Origin of the sequence: Anaerotardibacter muris (assembly GCF_943192915.1) — a bacterium.
Lineage (GTDB): Bacteria > Actinomycetota > Coriobacteriia > Coriobacteriales > Eggerthellaceae > Anaerotardibacter > Anaerotardibacter muris.
Map to the genome: position 1 here is coordinate 77,414 of NZ_CALPCD010000006.1, position 25,696 is coordinate 103,109.

21 protein-coding genes are annotated in these 25,696 nt (G+C 55.9%); 20 read left to right on the forward strand and 1 reads right to left on the reverse strand.

From position 1 onward, the window contains the following. Positions 1–98: 98 nt before the first annotated feature. On the forward strand, positions 99–1,775 hold the full coding sequence (recN, locus tag NFR25_RS06170) for a DNA repair protein RecN (RefSeq protein ID WP_251198376.1): 1,677 nt from the start codon (positions 99–101) through the stop codon (positions 1,773–1,775). A 352-nt stretch (positions 1,776–2,127) separates the two neighbouring features. On the opposite strand, the gene NFR25_RS06175 is transcribed toward recN, so the two are convergent. Next, positions 2,128–2,967 carry a deoxyribonuclease IV gene (locus tag NFR25_RS06175; RefSeq protein WP_251198377.1) on the reverse strand — a complete coding sequence of 280 codons (840 nt, stop codon included), beginning with the start codon at positions 2,965–2,967 and terminating at the stop codon, positions 2,128–2,130. Between the two features lie 223 nt (positions 2,968–3,190). Here NFR25_RS06175 and NFR25_RS06180 point away from each other — a divergent pair, with 223 nt between their 5' ends. The 19 genes from NFR25_RS06180 to NFR25_RS06270 all read left to right on the forward strand — a co-directional run bounded on the left by NFR25_RS06180 (position 3,191) and on the right by NFR25_RS06270 (position 25,694). Then, positions 3,191–3,853, forward strand: a complete 663-nt coding sequence (locus tag NFR25_RS06180; RefSeq protein ID WP_251198378.1) for a transaldolase family protein — start codon at positions 3,191–3,193, stop codon at positions 3,851–3,853. Beyond that, complete coding sequence (gene rho / locus NFR25_RS06185; RefSeq protein ID WP_251198379.1) at positions 3,850–5,604, forward strand: transcription termination factor Rho; 1,755 nt, start codon at positions 3,850–3,852, stop codon at positions 5,602–5,604. Before NFR25_RS06180 ends, rho begins: the two co-directional genes overlap by 4 nt. A gap of 44 nt (positions 5,605–5,648) precedes the next feature. After that, positions 5,649–6,698, forward strand: a complete 1,050-nt coding sequence (gene sppA, locus NFR25_RS06190) for a signal peptide peptidase SppA (RefSeq protein ID WP_251198380.1) — start codon at positions 5,649–5,651, stop codon at positions 6,696–6,698. Further along, positions 6,682–8,703 carry a class I tRNA ligase family protein gene (locus NFR25_RS06195; RefSeq protein ID WP_251198381.1) on the forward strand — a complete coding sequence of 674 codons (2,022 nt, stop codon included), beginning with the start codon at positions 6,682–6,684 and terminating at the stop codon, positions 8,701–8,703. Before sppA ends, NFR25_RS06195 begins: the two co-directional genes overlap by 17 nt. Positions 8,704–8,769: 66 nt before the next feature. After that, entirely contained in the window at positions 8,770–9,252 is a 483-nt protein-coding gene (gene rpmE / locus NFR25_RS06200) for a 50S ribosomal protein L31 (protein ID WP_251198382.1), read from the forward strand. Positions 9,253–9,587: 335 nt separating this feature from the next. Continuing rightward, the gene (locus NFR25_RS06205; protein WP_251198383.1) at positions 9,588–10,286 is read left to right on the forward strand and encodes a flavin reductase; all 699 of its coding nucleotides are present in this window, start codon (positions 9,588–9,590) and stop codon (positions 10,284–10,286) included. Between the two features lie 241 nt (positions 10,287–10,527). Beyond that, positions 10,528–11,208 carry an FAD-dependent thymidylate synthase gene (gene thyX / locus NFR25_RS06210; RefSeq protein WP_251198384.1) on the forward strand — a complete coding sequence of 227 codons (681 nt, stop codon included), beginning with the start codon at positions 10,528–10,530 and terminating at the stop codon, positions 11,206–11,208. A gap of 47 nt (positions 11,209–11,255) precedes the next feature. Further along, positions 11,256–12,239 carry a DUF1385 domain-containing protein gene (locus tag NFR25_RS06215; protein ID WP_251198385.1) on the forward strand — a complete coding sequence of 328 codons (984 nt, stop codon included), beginning with the start codon at positions 11,256–11,258 and terminating at the stop codon, positions 12,237–12,239. A 467-nt stretch (positions 12,240–12,706) separates the two neighbouring features. Then, positions 12,707–15,220 carry a DNA topoisomerase I gene (locus tag NFR25_RS06220; RefSeq protein WP_251198386.1) on the forward strand — a complete coding sequence of 838 codons (2,514 nt, stop codon included), beginning with the start codon at positions 12,707–12,709 and terminating at the stop codon, positions 15,218–15,220. A gap of 211 nt (positions 15,221–15,431) precedes the next feature. Next, complete coding sequence (mdh, locus tag NFR25_RS06225) at positions 15,432–16,355, forward strand: malate dehydrogenase (protein ID WP_251198387.1); 924 nt, start codon at positions 15,432–15,434, stop codon at positions 16,353–16,355. A gap of 27 nt (positions 16,356–16,382) precedes the next feature. Further along, positions 16,383–17,228 (forward strand): fumarate hydratase, encoded by an 846-nt coding sequence (locus NFR25_RS06230; protein ID WP_251198388.1) that lies wholly within the window; start codon positions 16,383–16,385, stop codon positions 17,226–17,228. Beyond that, positions 17,218–17,769 carry a fumarate hydratase C-terminal domain-containing protein gene (locus NFR25_RS06235; protein ID WP_251198389.1) on the forward strand — a complete coding sequence of 184 codons (552 nt, stop codon included), beginning with the start codon at positions 17,218–17,220 and terminating at the stop codon, positions 17,767–17,769. The genes NFR25_RS06230 and NFR25_RS06235 overlap by 11 nt, the downstream gene beginning before the upstream one ends. 1 nt (position 17,770) lies before the next feature. Continuing rightward, positions 17,771–18,523, forward strand: a complete 753-nt coding sequence (gene tmk, locus NFR25_RS06240; protein ID WP_251198390.1) for a dTMP kinase — start codon at positions 17,771–17,773, stop codon at positions 18,521–18,523. Between the two features lie 5 nt (positions 18,524–18,528). Beyond that, the gene (gene holB, locus NFR25_RS06245; protein ID WP_251198391.1) at positions 18,529–19,659 is read left to right on the forward strand and encodes a DNA polymerase III subunit delta'; all 1,131 of its coding nucleotides are present in this window, start codon (positions 18,529–18,531) and stop codon (positions 19,657–19,659) included. Positions 19,660–19,714: 55 nt separating this feature from the next. Next, positions 19,715–21,049: a PSP1 domain-containing protein gene (locus tag NFR25_RS07410; RefSeq protein ID WP_275556942.1), complete on the forward strand. Its 1,335-nt coding sequence runs from the start codon at positions 19,715–19,717 to the stop codon at positions 21,047–21,049. Then, complete coding sequence (locus tag NFR25_RS06255) at positions 21,030–22,493, forward strand: nicotinate phosphoribosyltransferase (protein ID WP_251198392.1); 1,464 nt, start codon at positions 21,030–21,032, stop codon at positions 22,491–22,493. The genes NFR25_RS07410 and NFR25_RS06255 overlap by 20 nt, the downstream gene beginning before the upstream one ends. A gap of 123 nt (positions 22,494–22,616) precedes the next feature. Then, entirely contained in the window at positions 22,617–23,549 is a 933-nt protein-coding gene (locus NFR25_RS06260; protein WP_251198393.1) for a DegV family protein, read from the forward strand. A gap of 151 nt (positions 23,550–23,700) precedes the next feature. Further along, a complete protein-coding gene (locus NFR25_RS06265; protein WP_251198394.1) occupies positions 23,701–24,714 on the forward strand; it encodes an NAD(P)-binding domain-containing protein in 1,014 nt (337 codons plus the stop codon). 47 nt (positions 24,715–24,761) lie between these two features. After that, complete coding sequence (locus tag NFR25_RS06270; RefSeq protein ID WP_251198395.1) at positions 24,762–25,694, forward strand: radical SAM protein; 933 nt, start codon at positions 24,762–24,764, stop codon at positions 25,692–25,694. Positions 25,695–25,696: the final 2 nt, after the last annotated feature.

The window sequence follows — 25,696 nt, forward strand, 5'->3', positions numbered from 1 at the left end:
TGCTTTCGGGCGGCTTGGAGTGCGCGGTAAAGGCGTACTCTGATAATTCCTGTTCGATCACGATTCGCGGAGGTGCGCCGCGCAAGAAAGGTTTGTCTATGTTAGACGAAATGCATATTGCCAATGTCGCGCTCATCCGCGACACATTCTTTCAGCCTTCATCAGGCATGACGGTCATCACAGGCGAGACCGGATCAGGCAAGACAGCGCTCCTCAATGCCCTGAAGCTGCTCGTGGGCGAGCGCGCCCAGAGCGGCATGATCCGTGAAGGAGCCGAAGAGCTGTGCGTCGAAGGACGATTCTTCTTGAACGAGCCTGCGCCTGATAACGAAGAGGGGAGCAGTACTCAAGAACCTGATGCGACAGACTCCGAAGATGGCGTGGTAGTGTGCCGTCGTGTGGGCGCCAACGGACGTTCGCGCGTGACGATCAATGGGTCGCTTGGCGGTGTAAAGGATCTGGCTGCTGGGGCTGGTGCGAGCATCGATCTATGTGGTCAGCATGAGCATCAGCAGCTGTTGAATACCACCTATCAGCGTAAGCTGTTCGACCGTTGGGGTGCCGAGGCTATCGAACCAGCGCTCGCGCATTATCAGGAGGCGTTTGGGGCGTGTGCCCAAGCGCAGGCAGAGGTCGATCGCCTGGAGGCAATGAGCCAGGCCGATAGGGTCGAGCTCGATCGCGCCCGTTTCGTGGTAGAGCAGATCGATGCAGTATCGCCCCGTCCTGGTGAACATGAGGAACTGCTGAAGGAGCTTCCCTTCTATGAGAATGCCGAACTGTTATTAGGCGAGGCTCGTTCAGCATATCGTATGCTTTCGGGTGAAGGCGGTGTGGTCGAGGAGCTTGAGAGCGTGATGGTTTCGCTCGATAAGATCCATGAAGTTGATGCGTCGCTCGATGCGCAGCATCAAGGCTTGCGCGAGGCGCTCATCACCATAGAAGATATAGCGCACGAATTGGCGCGTTATCAGAGCTCGATCGATTTTTCTGAGACCGAACTGGAGGTGCGTCAAACGCGCCTTTCTGCCTTGCAGGGTATCATGCGTGGCTATGGTCCCACGATGGACGAGGTGTTCGCTACATACGAGCAGGCGACCGAATTGATCGCGTCGTATGATTCGTGCGATGAATTGCTGGCTCAGGCTCGTGCGGCTCGCGCTGATGCTGAAGCGCAGCTGGTTTCTGCCGCGAGTGAATTAGCTGCGGCTCGCGCAGGCGTTGTGCCGCACTTCGAAGAAGCGGTCACTGCGCAGATGTCGCGCCTTGAAATGGGGAGTGCCGCTTTGAAGGTGGCGCTCATCGACTTGCCGCGCGAACAATGGAGTCGCACGGGTTCGCAAGCGCTCGATTACTTGTTCGTCCCTGGCGCTGGCTTGACCCCGCAAAAGCTTTCTGCGATCGCTTCTGGCGGCGAGATCAGCCGTGTGATGTTGGCTTTGAAAGTGGTGCTCGGCAGTTGCGATGATGTTGACACGCTCGTCTTCGACGAGATCGATGCTGGTGTGGGCGGCAAGACCGCTTTGGCCTTGGCAGCTGTGCTGAAGGATCTTGCAAGGACTCATCAAGTAATAGTAGTGACCCACCTGCCGCAAGTGGCGGTCTTGGGCGATGCCCACTACTTAGTAGAGAAGCATGAGACTCCCGAATTGACCACTGAGATCAGGCCGCTCGATGCTGAAGCCCGCGAAGAAGAGATCGCTCGCATGCTGGCGGGCAAGGTCGATGCGACCTCTCTTGCTCACGCCAAAGAGCTTCTGGCATCGGCAGGCTAGTCTTCTTGGTTGCTGTGGCTGCAAGGTAATGCCGCATAACTTACCCGTTTCGCTGTTCGCCCTTCGGCCCATGCGCCGCACTGCCTCATGCATCTTACGAAACCCAGCTATAAGCTGGGTTTTTTTGTTGGTGTTCAGAGTAAGTTCTGCGCCTTCACCTTGCAGCCACAGCAACATGTAGGTCTCCCAACTACGGCAAGAAGAGTCAGGTGCCAGTGAGGTATCAGATTCTCTCGATGCACAAATTTTGATTAATAGGACATAGAGCGACCGCACGAGCCCGAAGGGCGAGCAGGGTAGCGGGAGAATATGAACCTCGCAGGTACCTGACCCTCTGGTGCTGCAGGCCCGATCAGCGATAGTTCTTGCGGAAGAATGCTATTTCTTTAGCGTAACCAGGTAGTTCATTAGGGGTCTCAAGGATGCAAGGAAGACCGCGCAGTCTTGGATGGTCCACCACGGCAACGAGCGCATCTGCTCCTATCTTCCCTTCACCAATACGCGCATGACGGTCCTTATGCGCTCCGCAGTCGTTGAGAGAGTCGTTGATATGTAGCGCACGCAAATGCTCCAACCCTATCACGCGGTCGAATTCATCGAGCACTCCATCAAGGTCATTCACGATGTCGTATCCAGCATCCCAAACATGGCACGTATCTAGGCACACGCCCACCTTTTCAGGATGATCGATACGCTCGCGAATCGCAGCGAGCTGCTCGAAGGTGCCGCCCACTTCAGAACCTTTGCCCGACATGGTCTCGAGCAGCACCGTGGTGGTCTGCTCGGGCGTGATCACCTGGTTCAACGTTTCGGCTATCTGCTCGATGCCCGCCTCAACGCCTTGCCCCGTGTGCGAACCTGGGTGCATGTTGAACAGCTGCCCAGGGGTGAATTCCATGCGCGCCAGGTCATCGGTCAAAGCTTGTAGTGCGAATTCGCGTACGGATTCTATTGCTGAACACGGGTTTATCGTATAAGAGCCATGAGCAACGATAGGCCCCATGCCGATCTGTTCGCATGCTATCTCGAAGCGTGCGATATCTTCAGGGTCGATCGCCTTTGCCGCGCCACCACGCGGATTGCGCGTGAAGAACGCGAAGGTATTCGCTTTGATGCTCTCGGCTGTACGCGCCATGGCTTCATACCCTTTGCTCGAAGAAAGATGGCACCCCATGATCAGTTCATCTTGCATGCTTCGTCCCTTCATCGCGTGACCGGATCGGTAAATCTCTGCATCCTGCATCGTCGCACAAAATTACCCGCGATCATCATTTTATTGCTTGCACAACGCACAGGGTTAAATTACGATTAAAACGTCTTTTCGCAAGACATCTTTTACATCCCCCAATCTGCATATCGCGCAACATCCCATTCTTGCATACTGCCTTTATGCATACCAGTCTAAGGAGGACAGGGTGAAATTCTTTCTGGATAGCGCCGACATCAAAGAGATCGAGGAAGCCAACAGCTGGGGTGCCATCTCTGGTGTCACCACCAACCCTACGCTCTATTCGCGCGTAGGTGGCAAGCTGGCCGATTTTCACGATCACATCAAGACCATCTGCGACATCGTCCAAGGTCCTGTTTCGGCTGAGAGTGTGGCTATGACCCGCGATGAGATCTTCGCTGACGGCAAGAAGCTCGCTGCTATCGACAAGCATGTGGTAGTGAAGGTCCCTACCATGATCGAAGGTCTCGCTGCTACTAAGATGCTGGCTGCAGAGGGAATCCCTGTGAACATGACGCTGTGCTTCACGGTTCCGCAGGCTATCCTTGCGGCTCGCGCGGGTGCACGTTACATCTCGCCCTTCGTAGGTCGCTTCGATGACATCTCTGAAGACGGTGTTTCGCAGTTGATGGACGTGGTCGCCGCTGTTGAGAATTATGATTTCGGTCACGAAGTCGAGATCATCGCTGCTTCGGTCCGTACGGCCAATCACGTTACCCAAGCTGCGCTCATGGGTGCTGACATCGCAACGGTTCCCTTCGGTGTGCTGAAGAAATGCATCGAGCATCCGCTGACCGATCGCGGTATCGAATCGTTCCTCAAGGACTGGGAGAAAGTTGCTAACGCATGAGTGATGAAACGCTAGATCAGCCTGTCGAAGAAAAACCCAAGCGCCGCGGACGTCCTCGCAAGAATCCGCTACCAGAAGCAGAGAGCGCAGCTGCAACTTCGGCAGCTTCGGCAGCTTCCACCGAGGCTGCCCCCGCACCTAAGCGCCGTGGGCGTCCTCGCAAGAATCCACTTCCCGAAGAGGCTGCTGCAAAATCCGCAGATAAGACGCCTGAAAAGCCTGCGGAAAAAGCTGCAGAAGATAATGCCCAGGTCCATGCTAATTCTCAGGCCAATGCCAATGCTGGCGCTAACGCAGGTGAGGGCACCAAGGCAGCAGATCGCAGCGACAAGAATGCGCGCAACAATAACAACAATAATAACTATCGCGCTTCCCAGAAGAACAACAAGAACCAAGGCAAGCAGAATAACAACCATCGCCGTCAGCGTCGCCAGCATGGCAACAATCGCCATCAGGAACCAGTGGTCCCGCAGACCACCAAGGAAGATCTTGAAGGTCTGAAGGTCGCTGAACTGCGCGAAAAGGCTGAAGAGCTAGGCGTGGATCATAAGGGCTTGAAGAAAGCCGAGCTGGTCGATGCGGTGCTCGAAGCAAGTGTGAAGGCTGAAGGTTTCGTTGCCACAGAAGGTGTGCTCGATATCCTTTCAGACGGCTATGGTTTCTTGCGTACCAATGGCTATCTGCCGAGCGAGAACGATGTGTATGTGAGCCTTTCGAGCATCCGCCGAAACGGCCTGCGCAAGGGCGACTACATCACTGGTCACGTGCGCCCAGCGCGCCCCAACGAGAAATATGCGGCACTCCAAGAGATCGACACCGTGAATGGCAAGACCTTGGACGAATTGGGCAAGCGCGTTCGCTTCGCGGACCTTACCCCCGTATTCCCCGATGAGCGCTTAGTGATGGAGCATGGTAAATCTACGCTCACTGCGCGCGTCATCGACTTGTGCTCGCCCATCGGCAAGGGCCAGCGCGGGTTGATCGTCTCGCCTCCGAAGGCGGGCAAGACCACCATCCTGAAAGACATCGCAGCATCCATTACGGCGAACAACCCCGAGGTCTACCTCATGTGCTTGCTCGTCGATGAGCGCCCTGAAGAAGTTACCGACATGCAGCGCTCGATCCGCGGCGAGGTCATTGCTTCGACCTTCGATATGCCGAGCGAGAACCACATCGCGTGTGCTGAGATGGTCATCGAGCGCGCCAAGCGTTTGGTCGAGGAGGGCAAGGACGTTGTCATCCTGCTTGATTCGCTCACGCGTTTGGCACGCGCGTACAACTTGGCGCAGCCAGCCTCTGGCCGCATCCTTTCTGGTGGCGTGGACTCTACCGCGCTCTATCCGCCCAAGAAGTTCTTGGGTGCAGCTCGTAACATCGAGGGTGGTGGCAGCCTTACCATCTTGGCTTCCGCGCTCATCGACACAGGTTCGAAGATGGATGAGGTCATCTTCGAGGAATTCAAGGGTACGGGCAACATGGAAGTGAAGCTCGATCGCGCACTGGCGGATCGTCGCATCTTCCCGGCTATTGACCCAGTCGCTTCGGGTACGCGCCGTGAGGATCTGTTGCTCGATCAGCAGGAAGCACCGCTCATCTGGGCTGTTCGTCGCATCTTGGCGAATCGCAACAACACCGAAAGTGCGATGAATTCGCTTCTGAAGAGCCTTTCCCAGACGAACTCCAATCAGGAATTCTTGATCCGTGCCGCGAAGAAGTGGCAAGGTCGCCAGCTTGAAGATGTCGAGCTTTAGATCCTGAGCTCAGCTGCTTGTTGAGCTTTGATGAAGGGAATAAGATGACGGAAACCTCCTCCGCGCAAGACCCCCGATCGCAAACACCGCCGCCCCCAACGGGGAGGCCTTATGCTGCTATGCCGCAAACACCGAACGCAGCGCCTGCAGGTGCAACTCCGCCTGCTGCAGGGGTTTCGGCTACGGTGCACCCTGGCTCCAAACCGCGCAAGCGCATGCCCGTGTGGGCTATCGTGGTGCTCTCGGTCATCGCTGCGCTCGTGGTATTCACGGTGGGCAGCTGTGCGCTTGGCGAGGGAGACCCTACTGCCAAGACCGTAGGCGTGATCGATATCGATGGTTCGATCGGCTCTGACCCTGGAGCGAATACGCCCGAAGGCTTGTTGGCGCAGCTCGACAGTGCAGCCAACGATCCGCAGGTGGCAGCTGTGGTGCTTCGTGTGAATTCTGGTGGCGGCGCTGCTGCAGCTGGTGAAGAGATGGCTCGCTATGTAGCGGATTTCTCGAAGCCGATCGTGGTCTCGACCGCATCGAGCAATGCCTCGGCTGCCTATCTCATATCTTCTCAGACCGACTACATCTTCGCGAACGAGGCTTCTTCAGTGGGCGCTATCGGCACCATCATCCAGCTGACCGACTATTCGAAATTGCTCGATCTACTGGGCATTCAGGTGAATACGATCGCTTCAGCTGAGAGCAAGGATTCATCTTACGGCACGCGCCCGCTCACGGATGAGGAGATCGCCTACTATAAGGCGCAAGTCGATCAGATCAATGCCACTTTCGTCGAATCGGTGGCGGCAGGCCGTGATATGAGCATCGAGGATGTGCAGAAGCTCGCCACAGGTATGGCATTCACGGGCGAAGACGCTCTGGAGAACGGTCTTATCGACGAGATCGGCACGTACCGCGATGCTTGCAACAAGGCTGCATCTTTGGCGGGCTTGGGTTCTTATCGCGTGAAGAATATGGGAAGCGATGATACCGACCTTGCGGCACTTCTAGCCGCGCTGCTATTCTCTGAGAGTAAGACCACCAATGAGTCGACCACGACCATACTAGAAGGAGCGCCTGTCAATGGACAGCTATCCTAAGCGCAACATCGTTTGGCCACGCCGCGCGGTCGTTACCGCGGGCATGCCCTATGGCAATAAGCCGCTGCATTTCGGTCATGTCGGTGGCGTGTTCGTGCCTGCCGATTGCTTCGCGCGGTTCTTGCGCGATCGCATCGGACCGGAGAACGTATGCTTCGTTTCAGGAACCGACTGCTACGGTTCGCCCATCGAAGAGGGGTATCGCAAGGAAGTTGAAGCAGGCAGTTTCGAGGGCACTATCAAGGAATACGTTGAGCGCAATCATGACCTGCAGAAGGCTACGCTCGAGCGTTTTGACATCAGTTTGGACATCTTCGAAGGCAGCGGTCTGGGCCATGCAGGCGAAGTGCATCGCCAGATCACCGATGCCTATGTGAAGCGCCTTTATGACCACGGCTTCTTGCATCTTGAGAGCACCTATCAGTTCTATGATGCGCAGGAAGACATGTTCTTGAATGGGCGTCAGGTGGTGGGCCATTGCCCTGTGCAGGGCTGCAAGAGCGAAAAAGCCTATGCCGATGAATGCGATCTGGGGCATCAGTATGATCCAGCGGATCTGATCAACCCCATCTCGTCGGTATCGGGTACGGTGCCTGAGATGCGCAAGGTGGAGAATTGGTACTTCGACCTGCCCGACCTTGCTTATATCGTGAAGGATTACGTGGCGGCCGCTGAAGCCGATGAACAGGTTCGACCGCTCGTACCGAAGACCATCAAGGAATTCTTGGTGCCGCCCATCGTCTATATCAAGGTCGAGCTCTACGACCAATATCGCACTATCGCTGATAAGCTGCCTGAGCACGTCTATCGCGATGCTGCCAAGGGCAAGCAAAGCTTCGAGATCGAATTCAAGACCGTGACTGATCGTGATGCTGCGCGCAAGGTGCTCACCGAGGCTGAGATTCGTTTTCGCACGGGCAAAGCACTGGTGCCCTTCCGCATCTCGGGTAATGCCACCTGGGGTATTCCGTGCCCTGTGATCGACGGGGTCGAAGGTCTTACGGTGTGGTGCTGGCCTGAAAGCTTATGGGCACCGCTTTCGTTCACCATGGCGCGCAATGACGAACAAGGGCTCTCTCGCGCATTGTGGCGTAAGTTCTGGTGCAATAAGAATGCCCATATCTATCAGTTCATCGGCCAAGACAATCTGTATTTCTACGGTGTGGCTCAGCCGGCCCTATTCGCGGCGCTCCAGGAAGAGAAGCCCGTGGTCGAAGATGCTCCAGAAGGGGAGCTGCAGCAGACCAAGCTCATCGCGAATCATCATATCCTCTTCGGCGACAAGAAGGCTTCGTCGTCTTCGGACGTGAAACCGCCTACGGCCGATCAATTGCTCGAGCATTACACCGTCGAGCAATTGCGCGCGCATTTCTTGGCGTTGGGTCTCGATCAGAAGTCGGTCGGTTTCAAGCCTAAGGCGTTCGAGACCGATCCGGCTAAACGTGATGACCCGCGTGTGGCAGATCCCGTGCTCAAAGAAGGCGCATTGCTCACCAAGGTGTTCAACCGCCTGGCTCGCAGTTGTTTCTACGAAGCGCAGAAGAACTTCGAAGGATATATGCCGCTCGGTGCGGTGAGCAAGGACGTGCTGAAAGCTGTTTATAACGTGATGTGTGCTTATGAAGAAACCATGTACAAGGTAGAGCTGCATTCCATCATGTCTCAGATGGATGAATTCATCCGTTATGCCAACAAGTACTGGTCGAGCCATATCAAGGAAGCCGAAGAAGCTGGAAGCGATGAACTGCGCCGTCAAACGCTCATCGATTCGTTCTATTTGTTGCGCATCGCCACCCTGCTCATGCACCCGATCGTGCCGCGTGGTACCGAGAAGATCTGCGATTTCATGAACTTCGAATTCGACGAATTCTTCAGCTGGAATTACGACTTCGATTCCATGGAGGAGCTTTGCAGCGCTTCTGAGCTCGAGGCGCGGAAGCATCGCGTGCGCGATCTGCCCCCTCGCACGGACTTTTTCAGCTTTCATCCCACACAAAAGAAGTAATGTGCTACTATAGCTAGGCTTATCTTCGCCTTGGTCGGAAACCAAGGCAGCAAAAGGAGACCTATCATGAAAAAAGACATTCATCCCGATTATGTCGACTGCACCGTAACGTGTACGTGCGGCAACACCTTCCAGACTCGTTCCACGAAGCCTGAACTTCGTGTCGACATCTGCAACGCTTGCCATCCGTTCTTCACGGGTACCCAGAAGCTCATCGACTCTGGCGGACGCGTTCAGCGCTTCGCTAACAAGTTCGGTAGCGCAACCGAGACCGTTGCTGCTCGTGAGGCTGCCAAGAAGGCAGAGCGCGCTGCTGCGGTCGAGGCCAAGGAAGCTGCCAAGAAGGAAGAGCGTGAAGCTAAGGCTGCTGCTAAGGCAGAGCGTGCTGCTGAATACGCCAAGAAGGCCGCTAAAGAAGCAGCTGAAAAGGCTGATACTGAAGCTGCTGTTGAAGAGGTCGAAGAGACCGCTGCTGAAGCTAAGGAAGAGGCAGCTGTTGAAGACGCAATCCAGGCTGACGAAGCTACCGCAGAGGAAAGCGCAGAATAATCCAAACGAATCTTTCGTTCGAGGAGTGAGGGAAGAGGGTCGCAAGACCCTCTTTCTTTTTTGTTGTCCGCTGTGGGTGCAAGGTAGGGGTGCAGAACTTACCCGTTTCACTGTTCGCCTTCAGCTCATGCGCTGCACTGCCTCATGCATTTTACGGAACCCAGCTAGGCTGGGTTCTTGTATTTGACAGTGTTCAGAGTAAGTTCTGCGCCCCTACCCTGCACTCACAGCTACCGAACAGGGAAGAGGGCCTTGGTTACGGTTGGGATACGGGGCCTTTGGTTCGAAGAGAAATCTGTCAGAATTGAGAGAGACACTTATTCTAGGGGGAAGCTATGATCGATAAGAATGCATTCCGCAACCTGTCGTATGGGTTGTATCTTATTTCTTCTGTGAAGGATGGCAGGCCTGTGGGCTGCGTGGTGAATACCTTCGCGCAGGTAACTTCAGATCCGCCGCAGGTGAGCATCGCCATCAACAAGGACAACTACACCACCCAGGGCATCCTTGAGAGCGGGATGTTCGAAGTGGTCGTACTACACAAGGACGCGCCGATGGAAGTGATCGGCACGTTCGGCTTCCATTGCAGCAAGGACTTCGACAAGTTCGTCGATATCGAGACGAAGGTCTCTTCGCAAGGTATCACCTACGTTGCCGAAGCGGGCTGCGCCCACTTTTCAGTGAAGGTGAATCAGCAGCTCGATCTAGGCACGCACATCTTCTTCGTAGGCGATGTCATCGAGGCGGACATCATCGGTGAGATCGAACCTATGACCTATGCTTACTATCATGAAGTGAAGGGCGGTCGTACTCCCAAGAATGCTTCGAGCTTCTCCACCGATGCGCTCGAGGCAGAAGCAGGTAGTGCGCCTGAGGCAGCTTCTTCAGGCAAGAAGACCACACGCATTGGGTGGCGCTGCCAGCTCTGCGGTTATATCGAGTTCGTTGATGAGCTCCCTGAAGATTTCGTATGTCCTGTTTGTGGTGCAACGCGCGAATTCTTCGAGCGTGTCGAGGTCGAAGTAGAAGCCTAGCTCCAACTCCGATCGAATCCAACGCAGCTTAGTTTAGCTTAGCCCAACCTGGTCTAGTCCAACCTAGCCCAACTTGGCTCTGCTCAGATCTCCAGGCCTTCATCTCTGGCGCACCTGCGCATGAGCGTTGAGCGCTGGCGGATTGCGGAGAAATTCGTCATCTTTGCCGATGCTGCTTTTCGAGCGGGGCGCTTGTCCTTTATGATGGGGAAACTCGAACGACTCCAACAAGGATCCCATCATGAACGTTGAATTGCTCCAATATCCTGAAGACCCCGAACGCGCGGTCGCAACGGCTGCGCGTCTTTGTTATGCCCCCGTGGGCGCAAAAGAGCTGATGGAGACCATGCCTCCAGAACGTGTCGAGAGCGTGCTGTCCACCATCATGAAGTCGGGGCATTTCTCCACGCTCGAGCATGTCAGCTACACCTTCGCAGTCGATGGTGTTTCGCGTGCGCTCACGCATCAATTGGTGCGCCATCGTTTGGCCAGCTTCAACCAGCAGTCTCAGCGCTATGTGAAGTTCACTGAAGGTGTGGGCATCGTGAAGCCTGATACGATCGCGGAAGATCCCGCGATGAACGAGGTGTTCGATCAAGCGATCGACACTATCCTTTCGGCTTATGAGACCATGCTCGAGGCAGGCATCCCTGCTGAAGATGCACGCTATATCCTGCCGAATGCAGCAGAGAGCAAGATCGTCATCACCATGAACATCCGTGAGCTGCTGCATTTCTTCGAGCTGCGCTGCTGCAATCGCGCCCAGTGGGAGATTCGCGAATTGGCTCACAAGATGTTAGAGCTGGTGCGCCCCACCGCGCCGTACATCTTCAAGGATGCGGGTGCAGGTTGCGTGCGCGGCGCTTGTCCTGAGGGCAAGATGACCTGCGGTGATCCTTATCCGCGTGTGACCCGCGACTAGCATCCGATGCGCGCCTGCAACTTCTGGGTTGGGCGCGCTGTTCTTTCATGGGCAATCCTTTCAAACAATCACAGACCCGTCGCGCTTTCGACGAAGATGGCGCACGTAAGACCTCGATCGGCGGACAGGCTCTGATCGAGGGCATCATGATGCGCGGTTCGACCCATTGGTCGGTGGCCGTGCGTGAACCAAGCGGCACGATCCATATCGAAGAGCACGAGCTTGCCTCAGGCAAGGATGAGCATGCCTGGATGCGCTGGCCGCTGGTGCGAGGCTGCGTAGCGTTGATCGAATCGCTCGGGCTTGGGTTCAAAGCGCTCGAGATAGCTGCGAAGCATGCCTTCAACGATGCTGGATCGGACGAGGAAGAATTCGGCAAGGGCGCGATGACGCTCTCGCTCGTATTGGGAGTGCTGCTGGGCGTAGCGCTCTTCATCTTGGCACCCGCGCTCGTTGCGAACTTACTGGTGGGGGACTACGACACGAATTTCGTAGCCTGGAACCTGGTCGATGGTATCGCGCGCGTGGCGGTGTTCATATTCTACGTATGGTTGATCGGGCGCATGGGGGATATCAAGCGCATGTTCGCTTATCATGGCGCTGAGCACAAGACCATCCACTGTTACGAACACGAGCTCGAGCTCACGCCCGAGAACGCTCGTCAGTTTCCGCGCTTGCATGTGCGCTGCGGCACGGCATTCCTCATCATGGTGATGATCATTGCCATCTTCGTCTATTCGCTCGTTCCCTTAGGTCCGCTCTTCGAGCAACTTGGCATCACCAATAGCGTGGCGAAGTTCTTGCTCGTATTGGCTGTGCGGCTGGCATTCTTGCCCGTCATCGCTGGCATCTCCTATGAGATAACCGTGAAGTGGGCTGGTGCTCATCCTGAGAATCCGCTCGTGAAAGTTATCTTGTGGCCTGGCATGCAGATGCAACGCCTTACCACCAATGAACCAGACGATGCTCAGCTTGAATGCGCCATAGCTGCCATGAACAAAGTCCTCTCCCACGAAGCTTCGGCAAAATAATATGACCCATACCTGTCCTACGCGACTGTGAGCCTGGGCGGGAAGGGTCTCGGAGATCTTGGAGCTAGTTAGAAACCGCTCAGAACAGAATGTAGACTTGTCTATTCTGTACTAGGGATCATATCCCCAGCCTGAGTTCATCACGATCCTCTATGCGAACAACGAGGTTGCAGGGGAGGGGTCGTAGATTCACTCTGAACACTAATTTAAGAAGATACAAACGCGCTGAAAGCGTGTTTGTGCAAAGATGCATGAGGAAGTGTAGCGCATGAGCCGAAGGCGAACAGCGGAACGGGTGAATCCGAGACCCCGCCTCTGCAACCTCGTTGCTTGTAGGTTCATCTTACTTATGTATATTTTGCAAATGGTCGCAACAGGCGACGGTTTCGTGTATGCTTGCGAACTGTATTCGAAGATGCCGGCTTCGATACACCCCACGCACGTAAAATCTTGGAAAGGGGTATCGTGTGAAACTAGTTGTAACTGAGAAGAACATCGCAGCGGAAAAGATCGCTGAACTCTTGGGCATTGGAAAGCCCACGGCAGACAAGGTCTATTCCACGCCGATCTATCGCTTTGAGCGCGACGGCGAAGAGTGGGTGACCATTGGTCTGCGCGGCCACATCCTGGAACCTAATTTCGTACCTGCGCTCACCTATAAGAAGCGCGGCGGCTGGATCGGTGTTGACGATAACGGTGAGATGATCCCCGCCGATCTACCTGCCGACCTGCCCAAACCTCCCTTCAAGAAGAAGAAACCCTTCGTCCCTGATGGAGTAGAGCTCAAAGCTTGGAAGATGGAAGCGCTGCCATATCTGGTCTATGCGCCCATCGAGAAGCTCCCGAAGGAAAAGGACATCATCCGTTCGCTCAAGAACTTGGCGAAGAAAGCCGATTCCATCATCATCGCAACGGACTTCGACCGTGAAGGTGAATTGATCGGCTCCGATGCGCTTGCTTGCATCCAAGAAGTGAACGATACGGCGCCTGTGAGCCGTGCGCGCTATTCTGCGATCACGAAAGAAGAGATCACGCGCGCGTTCACCAATTTGGTCGACTTGGATGTCGACCTGGCTCAGGCTGGTGCATCGCGCCAGGACATCGACCTTATTTGGGGCGCGGTGCTGACGCGCTATCTTACCCTGGTGAAGTTCGCTGGTTATGGCAATGTGCGCTCTTCAGGACGCGTACAGACCCCAACGCTCGGTCTTATCGTTGAGCGCGAACGCGAGCGTATGGCCTTCGTGCCCGAAGACTATTGGGTGATCAAGGGTGATTTCCGCGACAAGGACTTCGACTTCTCCGCTAATCATGCAACGGCACGTTTCAAGGAAGAGTCGGTCGCTGATGCGGTGATGAAGCATGTCGAAGGCGCAACGAGCGCCCGTGTTGCTTCTATCGAGAAGAAGCAGCGTAAGCAGTCGGCGCCTGTTCCGTTCAACACCACGTCGTTGATGGCGGCAGCCAGCGCCGAAGGGCTTTCACCTGCGCGTACCATGCGCCTTGCGGAAAGCCTCTACATGGATGGTTACATCTCCTACCCCCGCGTTGATAACACCGTCTATCCTTCTTCGCTCGACCTGCGCGACATTCTGAAGCGCATCTCGGGCAATCCTGCTTATCGCCCCTTCGCTGAAGATTTGCTGAAGCAAGACAAGCTGGTGGCAACGCGCGGCAAGACCGAGACCACCGACCATCCACCCATCCATCCCACGAACATGGCAACGCCTGAGATGTTGCCGCCTGCGGAATTCAAACTCTATAACCTGATCGCACGCCGCTTCATGGCAACGCTTTCAGAAGACGCGGTGATCGAGGGAACGAAGGTGACCCTTGATGTGAATGGCGAACCTTTCGCCGCTAAGGGCGATGTGCTGGTGAAGCCGGGCTTCCGCGCCATCTATCCCTATGGCCTGAAGAAGGACGAGCAGCTTCCGCCGCTCGCTGAAGGTCAGAACATCGATTTCCTTGGCGCTACGAAGACGCACAAGCAGACTGAACCGCCTGCACGTTATTCCCAGGGTAAGCTCATCCAGGAGATGGAGAAGCGCGGCCTTGGTACGAAGTCTACGCGCCACTCCATCATCGAGCGACTCTATACCGTGAAGTATGTCCAGAACGATCCGATCGAGCCTTCGCAGCTGGGCATCGCGGTGATCGAAGCGCTCGATAAGTTCGCTCCGCAGATCACCACGCCTGCCATGACGGCGAATCTGGAAGAGGAGATGTCCTCTATCGCTGCTGGTAAGAGCCAGAAGTCTCAAGTGGTGCGTCATTCGCGCGATCTGCTCCTCGAAGAGCTCGAAGCGCTGCTGCCGCATCAGGAAGAGATCTCCGAAGCGTTGGCAGATGCCGTTGCGGCAGACGCTTACGTGGGCCCGTGTCCGAAATGCGGCAAGGACCTGCAGCTGCGTACCAGCCAGAAGACGCGCTCGATGTTCATCGGTTGTGCTGGTTGGCCCGATTGCGATGTTACCTACCCGCTGCCCAAGGGCAAGATCGAAGCAATGGAAGAGAAGTGCCCGACCTGCGGCATGCCCCAGATCAAGGTGACCGCGTTCCGTTCGAAGCCGCGCGTGCTGTGCATCGATCCTGAATGCGAGACCAACAAAGAGCCCGATCTGGAAGTGGGCACGTGCCCGACCTGCGCCGCGCAGGGTAGGGAAGCGAAGCTGATCGCGCACAAGAACCCGCGCACGCTCAAACGCTTCATCCGCTGCGAGAACTACGACGAATGTCAGACGGGCTATCCGCTGCCGCAATACGGCGCGCTCACGGCTACCGAGGAGACCTGCGAAGACTGTGGCGCGCCCATGGTCATCGTCACCACCGCGCGTGGCCCGTGGAAGCTCTGCCCGAACTTCAGCTGTCCTTCCAAAGAGAAGAAAGCCGCCAAAGGCAAGGGCCAGGCTAAGTCTGGCGCGAAGAAGCCCACTGCCAAGAAATCCAGTGCGAAGAAGACAGCCAAGGCGAAGAGCTAGCGTCTCATTCGTATGGCCAATAGGAATGCGCTGCACACACGGCGTGAAAAAATCGAACGACCCCGCAGAAGTTCTTCATTGCGGGGTCGTTCGCATCTAAAATAGAGGATAATGAATCCAGGGCGAATGCGCGCGTTCTTTCGCACGCGTTTCCCGATCCAACGAATCCGATCATCGCGTAGAAAAAAACGCGCACAAGCAGGAGGAAACCGTGAGTAAAGTTACCATCGTCGGCGCTGGAAATGTTGGTGCGACCGCTGCGCACATCATCGCAAGCAAGAACTTGGCTGATGTCGTGCTGGTCGACGTAGCGGAGGGCCTGCCTCAGGGCAAGGCGCTCGATATGATGCACATGCGTTCGGTCGAGAAATTCACGGTCACTGTTACGGGTACCAATGATTATGCGCCCACCGCCGATTCCGATATCGTGGTCATCACTGCTGGCATCGCGCGCAAGCCCGGTATGACCCGTGAAGACCTGCTCGGTGTGAATTCTGACATCATGTCCTCGGTCATCGACGAGGCCATCAAGTATTCCCCGAATGCCATCTACATCTGCGTTACCAATCCGCTCGACGTGATGACCTATCTGGCATACAAGAAGGCTGGCTTGCCCAGCAATCGCCTGATGGGCATGGGTGGCGTGCTCGACTCCTCGCGCCTTTCCTTTGCTGTCTGCGAAAAGCTCGGTTGCGATCCTGCTGATGTTACCGCTTGGGCGTTGGGCGCTCACGGAGAAGGCATGGTCTGCTGGCCGCGCTACACCACCGTGGCGGGTCGCCCCATCACCGAGCTGATGAGCGAAGAAGAGGTGGCAGAGGTGGTCCAGCGTTGCGTGAAGGGTGGCGCTGAAGTGGTCGCACACCTGAAGACCGGCTCGGCCTACTATGCTCCAGGTGCTTCTATCGCGAAGATGGTCGAGGCGATTCTCACCGATTCCAAGGAAGTCTTGAGCGTGTGCGCTTACATCGACGGCCCCTACGGCTTGCACGATCTGTACATGAACATCCCTACGCGCCTGGGCAAGAACGGCGTCGAAGAGATCGTTGAATTCGAACTTACCGATGAAGAGATGGCGGCACTCCATGAATCCGCCGCAAGCGTGAAGAAGGGCCTTGAGAACCTTCCCGCATAGATCCGTTACTCAAGTTAGTTGGTTGCCATGCAGGTTCTATCCTCAAATACCATTTCCGATGCACTGCTCGTTTCCATTCCGCGCCTGGCTAACGTGCTTCCGCCCGATATCTTGGAAGCGCTCATCGAGGCACGCGACAAGGAGACCCATGAGCGCGCGAAGATCGTGCTCGATCAGCTGGTGTTGAACGCGCAGATCGCGAGCGAAGACCATGTGCCCATCTGCCAGGACACGGGCACGGTATGGGTCTGCCTTGAAGTGGGTCCTGATATCGCGCTGAACGCTAACGTGTTCTCGAAGGTGAACCCTTCGGTGGCGCATGGTTTCATCAACTCGAAGCTGCGTAAGTCGGTCGTGCGCGATGCACTGTTCGATCGCACCAACACTGGCGATAACACACCAGCATTCTGCGAACTGCGCCTGGTGGATGAACCAGGTGTGGCGCGCCTTCACTTGATGTTGAAAGGCGGTGGCTCTGACAATGCCAGTCGCGTGGTCATGCTCACGCCCAATGCTGGCAAGCAAGGGGTCATCGATACCGTGCTCGAATGCGTGAAGGAAAAGGGAGCGAATGCCTGCCCACCGCTCGTCATCGGCGTGGGCGTTGGTTCTACCTTCGATAAGGTCGCAGGTTTGGCGAAATTGGCGCTCATGCGTCCGCTCAACGTTCCTGCTCCTGATCCTCAGGTGGCGGCGTTCGAGCGAGAACTGCTCGAGGCGGTCAATGCTACGGGCATCGGCGCGGGTGGTCTTGGCGGCGACACCACGGCGCTCGGCGTGCGCGTGAAGACCGCTCCTTGCCATATCGCGGCGCTTCCTGTTGCGGTGAACATGGGCTGCTCTGCCATGAGGAGGCTTACCATTGAACTATAAGCACATTCAACTGCCCCTGAGCAAGGCTGATGCTCGTGCGCTGCGTGCTGGCGATGCATGCCTGCTCACTGGCCCAGTCTATACGCTGCGCGATGCAGGCCATATTCGCTTGCTCGACGAGATCCGTGAAAAACGCCTGAAGACGCTGCCCTATGGCCTTGCGGGCCAGGTCATCTTCTATGCGGGCCCCACGCCCCCTAAGGCGGGTCGTCCCTTCGGGGCTATCGGTCCCACCACGGCTTCGCGCATGGATTTCGCGGCTCCGCTGCTCATGTCCATGGGGCTTACGGGCACCATCGGCAAGGGCGAGCGATCTGATGAAGTGAAAAAGGCCTGTGAAGAGTATTCCTCGGTCTATTTCGTTGCAACAGGCGGCGCAGCGGCTTTCTTGGCTAAATGCGTAGTCTCGGATGAGACGCTGGCCTATGACGATCTGGGGACCGAAGCGCTCCGTCGCATCGAAGTGAAGGATATGCCCGTGTTCGTGGGTATCGATACGCTTGGTCAGAGCATCTATGACCTTGATCGTGAGGATGACTAAGATGCCGGTGGCAGATCAACAAGAGAAGAACCAAGTAGGCATCTTCATCACCTTCGAGGGTGGTGACGGTGCTGGGAAGACCACCCATATCACCTTCTTGGCCACGTGTTTGCGCGCGATGGGTTATGAGGTCATCTGCCTGCGCGAACCAGGCGGCACCAGCGTGGGTGAGTCCTTGCGGAATATCGTGCTCGATCCGCAGAATACCGGACTGTGCGATGAATCCGAGCTGCTCATCTACGAAGCAGCGCGTGCTCAGATCGTGCACGAGACCATCATCCCTGCACTCGCTCGCGGGGCAGTGATCCTGCTCGATCGCTTCTATGATTCCACCATCGCGTATCAGGTCTACGGACGCGGTCTTCCGATGGCGTTCGTTCGCCAGGCCAATAGCTTTGCTTGTCAGGGAGTTCATCCATGCCGCACCATCCTGCTCACTACAGGAGCAAGTGCCGAAGAGGGTTTAGAGCGTGCCACCCATCATGGCGATGCCGACCGACTTGAGCAGGCAGGTGGTAGTTTTCATACGCGCGTGAATAACGGCTTTCTGGCTATTGCTGCAGAAAATCCCGAGCGCATCCGTGTGGTGAATTCATCGGGCCCTAAGGACGAAACAGCACGTGCGATCTTCACGGAGCTCAAAGATATCTTCGGCTGGGACGAGAACTCCTTCGTTTGGAAGGACGGTTTCTTCGATCCTATCCTTGAGCGCGATACCAGTACCAAAGCCCATATAGACTTGGCGAAGAGCTGATACGGTTGGCTGATGTTTTCGAAAGCATCTTCGGGCAGTCTCGGGTGCGCGATTACCTGCGCGCCACCATCCGCACGGGACGCTTGAGCCATGCCTACCTGTTCACGGGCCCTCCTGGTTCGAACAAGACCTCAGCGGCCTATGCGTTCGCTCAAGCCCTCATCTGCCCTGATCAAGGCTGCGGACAGTGCGAACAATGCAAGCGTGCCCAGCGTCGTAATCACCCTGACATCCATTTCATCGAACCCGAAGGCGCTCACGGTTATCTGGTCGAACAGATCCGCGATGTGGTAGCAGATGCTCACCTGGCACCTATCCAGGCCTCGCGCAAGATCTACATCATCGATCGTGCTGATCTGCTGGGCATCCAGCCCGCGAACGCATTCTTGAAGACGCTCGAGGAACCGCCCGAGAACGTCATCTTCATCCTGCTCGGGCGTACCAAAGATGCGGTGCTCCCCACTATCGTTTCGCGTTGTCAGGTCGTGCCGTTTCGTCATATTCCCACGAGCGAAGCCGCTGGCATCATCTCGCAGAATACGGGTGTTACCGCCGAACAGGCACGCATCGCCATCGAAGCGTGCAATGGGTCGGTCACCAAGGCCATTGGTTTTTGTCGCAGCTCCGAGAAGATCGGTTTTCGCAAGCGTATCTTAGAGATCTTGTCACTGCTTCCGCTCTCCGATGAGCGTGATGTGCTCGAATATGCTGCTGAACTGGTACAAAGCTCTAAAGCTTGGGTGGATGTCGTTCAGAGCCAACAGGCAGAAGAGCTCAATGAATCCGAAGAGTTCTTGAGCAAAGCCGCGCTCAAGCAGATCGAAGCGCGTAACAAGCGCGTGCTCACCAAGACAGCGCTCGAGTCGCTCGAGCAGGTGAATTCGATCATTCGGTCGTGGTTGCGTGACGTTTTGATGGTTAAATCCCACGCACCCGAACAGGTTGTTAATATTGATATGTTGGGCGATCTGGACAATGCTGCCCAGCGTGCGAGCGAAGCAGATCTGGTACGCGCTATCAACGAGACCTACGAGTGCGACCGTGCTATCGCCTATAATGTTTCTATAGAAACGTGTCTCGACACGCTTCTTTTTACGATAAGAGAGGTTTTCTATGGTTCGGGTAGCTCCCATTAAGCTGCAGGTCGGACCAAAGGTTTTGTGGTTCGACCCCACCGATTTGGATATACGAATGGGCGATGATGTCATCGTCAACACCAGCCGCGGACTTGAGTTCGGCATCGCAACATCAGATGTGCTCGAAGTGAGCGATGAATTGATCGCCAATCTGAAGTCACCGCTCAAGCCTGTTGAGCGCCTGGCCACGCCTGAAGACGTGGAGCAAGCGCGCAAGATGGAGAAGAAGAGCGACGAGGCCCTTCGCTACTTCAAAGAGATCGCACTGGAGACCAACAAGGAGATGCATCCGGTCATGGTCGAGTACCTCTTCGAGGGCGATAAGGCGGTGTTCTACTTCGAGGCCGAAGAGCGTATCGACTTTCGTGAACTGGTGCGCAAGCTGGCGTCATATTTCCATGTACGTGTAGATATGCGCCAGATCGGCGTACGCGATGGCGCGCGCATCATCGGCGGCATGGGTCATTGCGGCCAGGTGCTGTGCTGTACGCGCTTCGGCGGCGAATTCTCGCCCGTGTCCATCCGTATGGCTAAAGAGCAGAATCTTTCGCTCAATCCTCAGAAGATATCGGGTGTGTGCGGTCGATTGATGTGCTGTCTGCGCTACGAATTCGACACCTACAAGGAATTCAATTCGCGTGCTCCGAAGATGGGCGCGAAGATCGAAACGCCTGAAGGCATTGCGAAGGTCACCGACATCAACGTGCCTTCCGAGACTATCTCCATCAAGCTTGAAGACGACACGGTGCTGAAGATCCCGCTCGACGATTTCGAGAAGCCGGAAGAAGGAAGACGCCCGCACGCTATCAGCGAAGAGGTCTTCGAGGAATACATGGAAAAGAGCCAGCTCGAAGGCATGGGCGGCGCAGGTCTTATCGATGTGGTGAACTTCAGCGGTGAAGATATCTTGGCTCAACCACGACCTGATCGTTCGGAAGACCAGTCTTCGGGTAAGGATGGCAACAAACGCCGTCGCCGTCGTCGCGGCCGTTCTGGTTCGGGCGGCGAAGGTTCCGAAGGACAGAATAATAACGGCGGGAACCAGAGCAAAGACGGCTCGAAGTCCGGCAAGAATTCCAACTCGCGTCGTCGCAATCGTCGTGGATCGGGCAATGGCTCGGGCGGCTCCAACGGTTCTGGTGCCAATAATTCCAACAAGAACAATGACCGCTCGAAGAATTCGGGCAAGGATAATAACCGCTCAAATGGCTCCAAGCAGAATCGTCCTGGACAGAAGTCTTCAGGATTGAGCGGCTTGCGAAACGAGGGCGCTAAGAAACCTTCGCAAGGTTCATCGTCCCAGGGGGGATCTGGGGCAACGTCGCATCGTAAGGCGCGACGACGTCGTCATACGACTGGAGGAGACGCTCATGACGGTGGAGAGTCGTAACTATTCTCTGTTGACCGACCTGTATCAGCTCACGATGGCTCAAGGCTACTGGGCGTGCGGGAAGCTTGAGGAAGAGGCATGCTTTCATGCGTTCTTCCGTACGAATCCTTTCGAGGGCGGGTTCGCCATCGCGTGCGGCATGGACCATGTGCTGGACGTGATCGAGAACTACCGCTTCACTGATGATGACATTGCCTATCTTGCCAGCCTCGATGCTCCTGGTGGAGGTCCGCTCTTCGATCCAGCGTTCTTGGACTATCTGCATGAGATGGAACTTTCCGTGGACATCGATGCGGTGCGAGAAGGCACCGTGGTATTCCCGAATGATCCGCTCTTGCGTGTGACCGGTCCAGTGCTGCAGTGCCAGTTGCTCGAAACGGCGCTGCTCAATTGTGTGAACTTCGAGACGCTCATCGCTACCAAGGCGGCCCGTGTATGCTTGGCTGCCGAAACGCCCGTGGCAGAATTCGGCTTGCGCCGCGCTCAAGGCGAAGACGGTGGGTTGCGTGCATCGCGCGCGGCCATCGTGGGCGGTTGCGCTTCTACTTCTAATGTGTTGGCGGGTAAGCTCTTCGACATTCCTGTTTCGGGCACCCATGCTCATTCATGGGTGATGTCATTCGATTCCGAGCTCGAGGCATTTCGTGCTTATGCCAAGATCATGCCGCACAATTGCGTGCTGCTGGTCGACACCTACGATATAACTCAAGGTATCGAGAACGCGATCACGGTGGGTCTGGAGATGAAGCAGCGTGGCGAGAAACTTGCGGCTATCCGTATCGACTCCGGCGACCTTTCATGGCGTGCCAAGCAAGCGCGTGAAGCGCTTGACGCAGCAGGCCTTACGGAAACGGGGATCGTGCTCTCGAACGATCTGGATGAATACACCATCAAATCCATCAAGGATTCTGGCGCGCAGATCACGTCATGGGGAGTGGGCACGAAGCTGACCACCGCCTACGATCAACCAGCGCTTGGTGGCGTGTATAAGCTGGCCGCGAAGCGTTCTGGTAAGGACGAACCATGGGAGCCCTGTATCAAGGTTTCGGGCCAGGCTAGTAAGCTCACCACGCCAGGTGTGCTCGATGTGCGTCGCTATTTCCACACGAACGGCACCATCGCTGGCGACATGGTCTTCGATGTGAATCATGGTGTGGAGAGCGAACTGATCATCGATCCGGCTGACGAGATCCGCCAGAAGGATCTTTCGGGTCTTGCTTACACTACGCTACTTGAGCCGATCGTCCGTGATGGATGCTCGGTGGTCGATGATTCTTACGGCAACGCCATGGCAGCACGCGCGCGCTGCATCGAACAGCTCGACCTGCTCGATGAAAGCCAGAAGCGTATGCTCAATCCGCATTCCTATCCAGTAGGGCTGGAATATGGCCTGTTCCATCGTCGCCACGATCTGGTCTCCAAGATGCTGGGGATCACCGCATGATCAGCGCGGCTACCTGGCCGGCAGCGTTATTCATGGATGTTCATGAACTTGATGGAACGCGACCTGAACGGATCGACAATCTTCGGTCTTCGATGTGCACGAATTAGAAAGAGGCAATGAGCTATGACGACGAAATGTTCTTTGATCATCGATTCTTGCTGCGACCTACCCCGTGAGGTGGTCTCGGTCGACGACGTGTATCTGTTGGGCTTCTCTTACAACAATCAGTCGGGCAGCCATAAGGATGATATGTACGAAAGCCTTACGGCGCATGATTTCTTTGACGCTATGCGTGAAGGTGATGAGCCGACCACTTCTCAGGTTTCGCCTGGCGAATTCATCGAGATGTTCCAGACGGTCTACGAGAAGGGCATGCCAGCAGTGCTACTCTCATTCTCGAGCGCCCTTTCGGGCTCTTATCAGGCGGCTTGTATGGCTGCAGAGCAAGTGAAGGAGGAACACCCCGACTTCGAGATCTACGTGGTCGACTCCAAGCTCGCTTCGGTCGCAGAAGGCCTGCTCGTCTACGAGGCTATTCGCCAGCAGCAAAATGGCATGAGCGCCAAAGAGCTGGCAGAGTGGGCTGAAGAAGCGCTCTATTATGTGCACGGATACTTCATGGTCAGCGACCTGGAGAGCTTGCATCGCGGTGGACGTATTCCCGCTTCGGTGGCCATCGTGGGCTCGAAGCTCGACGCGAAACCGCTTCTGGGCTTTGGCCTGGATGGGTCGCTCGCGCTGGTGGGCGTGGCGCGCGGTCGCAAAAAGGGCATGAAGGCGCTCATCGACTATTTCGAGCGCAATCGTGAAGAGCAAGCCGAAGGTGGTACGGTGCTCATCGGTAATGCTGACTGTCCTAAGGATGTGCAGCGTTTGGCTGATCTGCTCGACAAGACCGATGAAGACGCAGTGGTGCTCGAGTGCAGCATCGGTCCCGTGATCGGCTGTCATGTGGGTCCTGATATGCTCGCTATCGTATTCTGGGGCAAGGATCGCCGCGAAACCGTTTCGGTGGTCGATCGAATCGCGAACAAGGTCAAGCGCAACCGCTCTTAGGCTTATGCCTTATACCTTAGGCCTTATACCTTAGGCCTTGGCAGGGGCGCTCTGTTGCGAATGCATCGCCGCATTACTCGCGCAAGGGCGAGAGCGCAATGCCGCAAGACTGCAAGCAATGAAGACTGATAGACAAGAGAGGCAACAGACCATGGCTTATCAGACATTCGTTTTCGTAGGCGACACCAACATCGGCTCGCGTATCTCCCAGTCGTTGATCGAGGGCGGCTTTTCGAGTGCATCGAGTCTGAGCGATGCGGATGTGGTCTTCACGTATTACGAGACCCAACAAGGTCTTGAAGATTTGTATTTCGATTCGGCAGGCTTGCTCCAAGATACCAAAGAGGGCGTACTGCTTGTGGATCTGAGTCCCACCACGCCTTCTTTCGCGCGTGAGCTCTATGCTGTGGCCAGCGTGAATGATCGCTCTACGCTGGATGCGCCGTTGGTGGTTCGTGATATCGTTGATGAGGATGCGTTCGCTTCCAAAGATAATCTGCTCCTGTTCGTGGGCGGCGAAGAGCAGAACTTCGACAACGCTAAGGGCATGCTTCACGCCATCGCTAGGCACGTGCTCTATCTGGGGGAAGCAGGATGCGGTCAAGCGGCCAAGATCATGGCCACTCTACAGCGCGCTTCTGCGCTCATCGGCGTGATCGAGTCTTATGCAGCCTTCAAGAATTCTGAGGTGAGCTACGATGCCGAAGAGGTGATGGATACGCTCGCAAGCGCGGGTTGTGTTTCGCCAGTGAACATCGCTTATATCGATGCGATCCGCAATAAGGATTTCGCTGGCAGTTATTCGGTCGAGATCTTGATGGCTGAACTGGTAGCCGCGCTTTCTGCGGCGGATGATCGAGACCATGTGCTGCCTCAGGCTGAATCCGGGTTCAGGCTCTTGGAGTTGCTGGCAATGGTGGGCGGTGCCCAATATAATCCCGCGGCGCTCGCGCTCATCTTCGAAGATGAGAAGGCTGCTGAGCGTTTCGGGCTCGATTGGTCACGTGCTGCGGGTGCGTACGAAGAACACGACCACGATCATGGTCACGACTGCGATTGCGGTCACGACCATGGGCATGATCATGATCATGATCGAGACTACGGCGAGGATGACTATTTCGATCCCGATGGCTTTGCGGGCTTAGGTGGCATCTCTGCCAACTAGTAATGGTCTCGTTCTGTACGTTGAGCTTTCCTGAAGAATATACGGCTTTGGCTGCTTGGTATGAGCGCTGCTCGCTCTGCCCGCGCGCTTGTGGCATCGATCGTTTGGAACGTGCTGGCGTGTGCGGTGCGAGCGATGTGCTGCGCATAGGTCGTGCTGCGCTCCACTGGTGGGAGGAACCGTGTCTGGTGGGCGAGCAGGGAAGCGGGGCGATCTTCTTCTCGCACTGTGCGCTTGGTTGCGTTTACTGTCAGAACAAGGCGCTCGCGCAGGGGGCGGGCGTTGATGTTTCAGTCGAGCGATTAGCCCAGGTCATGCTGGATCTGCAGAACGAACAGCGGGCGGCCAATATCAATCTGGTGACCGCGAGCCACTATGCTCCCAGCGTAGCTCGTGTGCTGCGCTCACTTCGCAGAAGCGAAGAAGACCAGCACTCCGATGCCATGCTGCATATCCCTGTTGTATGGAACAGTGCGGGCTACGAAGGGCAGGCCACGCTCCAGTTGCTCGATGGGCTCGTGGATATCTATCTGGTCGATTTCAAATATGCGAACCCCAAGACCGCTCAACGTCTTTCGCATGCGCAAGATTATCCCGATATTGCTTTGGCGGCGATCGACGAGATGCTCTCCCAGGTGGGTGAGCCTCAATTCGACGAGAACGGACTGTTGCGCAAGGGTGTGATCGTTCGCCATCTGGTGCTTCCAGGTTATGTGGATGATTCGCTCGAAGCGCTCAGCGTGATCCATGAACGTTTTGGGAATAGGGTCTTGGTGAGCATCATGAATCAGTTCACGGTAGTGGATAGCGATCTTGACCTTCGTGCCTATGGTCTGGAAGAAATGGTGTCTGATGAAGACTACGAGCGCGTTCTCGATCATGCCGATGCGTTAGGTATCGAAGATTATTTTTGGCAAGAAGGTGGCGCGGCCAGCGAAAGCTTCGTCCCTGCCTTCGATGGCACTGGTGTTTTGTGCTAGAA

What these genes read in the sequence shown, in the direction of transcription:
- NFR25_RS06230 (WP_251198388.1), top strand. Translation starts at nt 16,383, where the DNA reads ATGCAGGTTCTATCCTCAAATACCATTTCCGATGCACTGCTCGTTTCC.
- rpmE (WP_251198382.1), top strand. Translation starts at nt 8,770, where the DNA reads ATGAAAAAAGACATTCATCCCGATTATGTCGACTGCACCGTAACGTGT.
- NFR25_RS06260 (WP_251198393.1), top strand. Translation starts at nt 22,617, where the DNA reads ATGACGACGAAATGTTCTTTGATCATCGATTCTTGCTGCGACCTACCC.
- NFR25_RS06265 (WP_251198394.1), top strand. Translation starts at nt 23,701, where the DNA reads ATGGCTTATCAGACATTCGTTTTCGTAGGCGACACCAACATCGGCTCG.
- sppA (WP_251198380.1), top strand. Translation starts at nt 5,649, where the DNA reads ATGACGGAAACCTCCTCCGCGCAAGACCCCCGATCGCAAACACCGCCG.
- NFR25_RS06195 (WP_251198381.1), top strand. Translation starts at nt 6,682, where the DNA reads ATGGACAGCTATCCTAAGCGCAACATCGTTTGGCCACGCCGCGCGGTC.
- recN (WP_251198376.1), top strand. Translation starts at nt 99, where the DNA reads ATGTTAGACGAAATGCATATTGCCAATGTCGCGCTCATCCGCGACACA.
- NFR25_RS06175 (WP_251198377.1), bottom strand. Translation starts at nt 2,967, where the DNA reads ATGCAAGATGAACTGATCATGGGGTGCCATCTTTCTTCGAGCAAAGGG.
- rho (WP_251198379.1), top strand. Translation starts at nt 3,850, where the DNA reads ATGAGTGATGAAACGCTAGATCAGCCTGTCGAAGAAAAACCCAAGCGC.
- NFR25_RS06205 (WP_251198383.1), top strand. Translation starts at nt 9,588, where the DNA reads ATGATCGATAAGAATGCATTCCGCAACCTGTCGTATGGGTTGTATCTT.
- NFR25_RS06215 (WP_251198385.1), top strand. Translation starts at nt 11,256, where the DNA reads ATGGGCAATCCTTTCAAACAATCACAGACCCGTCGCGCTTTCGACGAA.
- thyX (WP_251198384.1), top strand. Translation starts at nt 10,528, where the DNA reads ATGAACGTTGAATTGCTCCAATATCCTGAAGACCCCGAACGCGCGGTC.
- NFR25_RS07410 (WP_275556942.1), top strand. Translation starts at nt 19,715, where the DNA reads ATGGGCGATGATGTCATCGTCAACACCAGCCGCGGACTTGAGTTCGGC.
- tmk (WP_251198390.1), top strand. Translation starts at nt 17,771, where the DNA reads ATGCCGGTGGCAGATCAACAAGAGAAGAACCAAGTAGGCATCTTCATC.
- NFR25_RS06255 (WP_251198392.1), top strand. Translation starts at nt 21,030, where the DNA reads ATGACGGTGGAGAGTCGTAACTATTCTCTGTTGACCGACCTGTATCAG.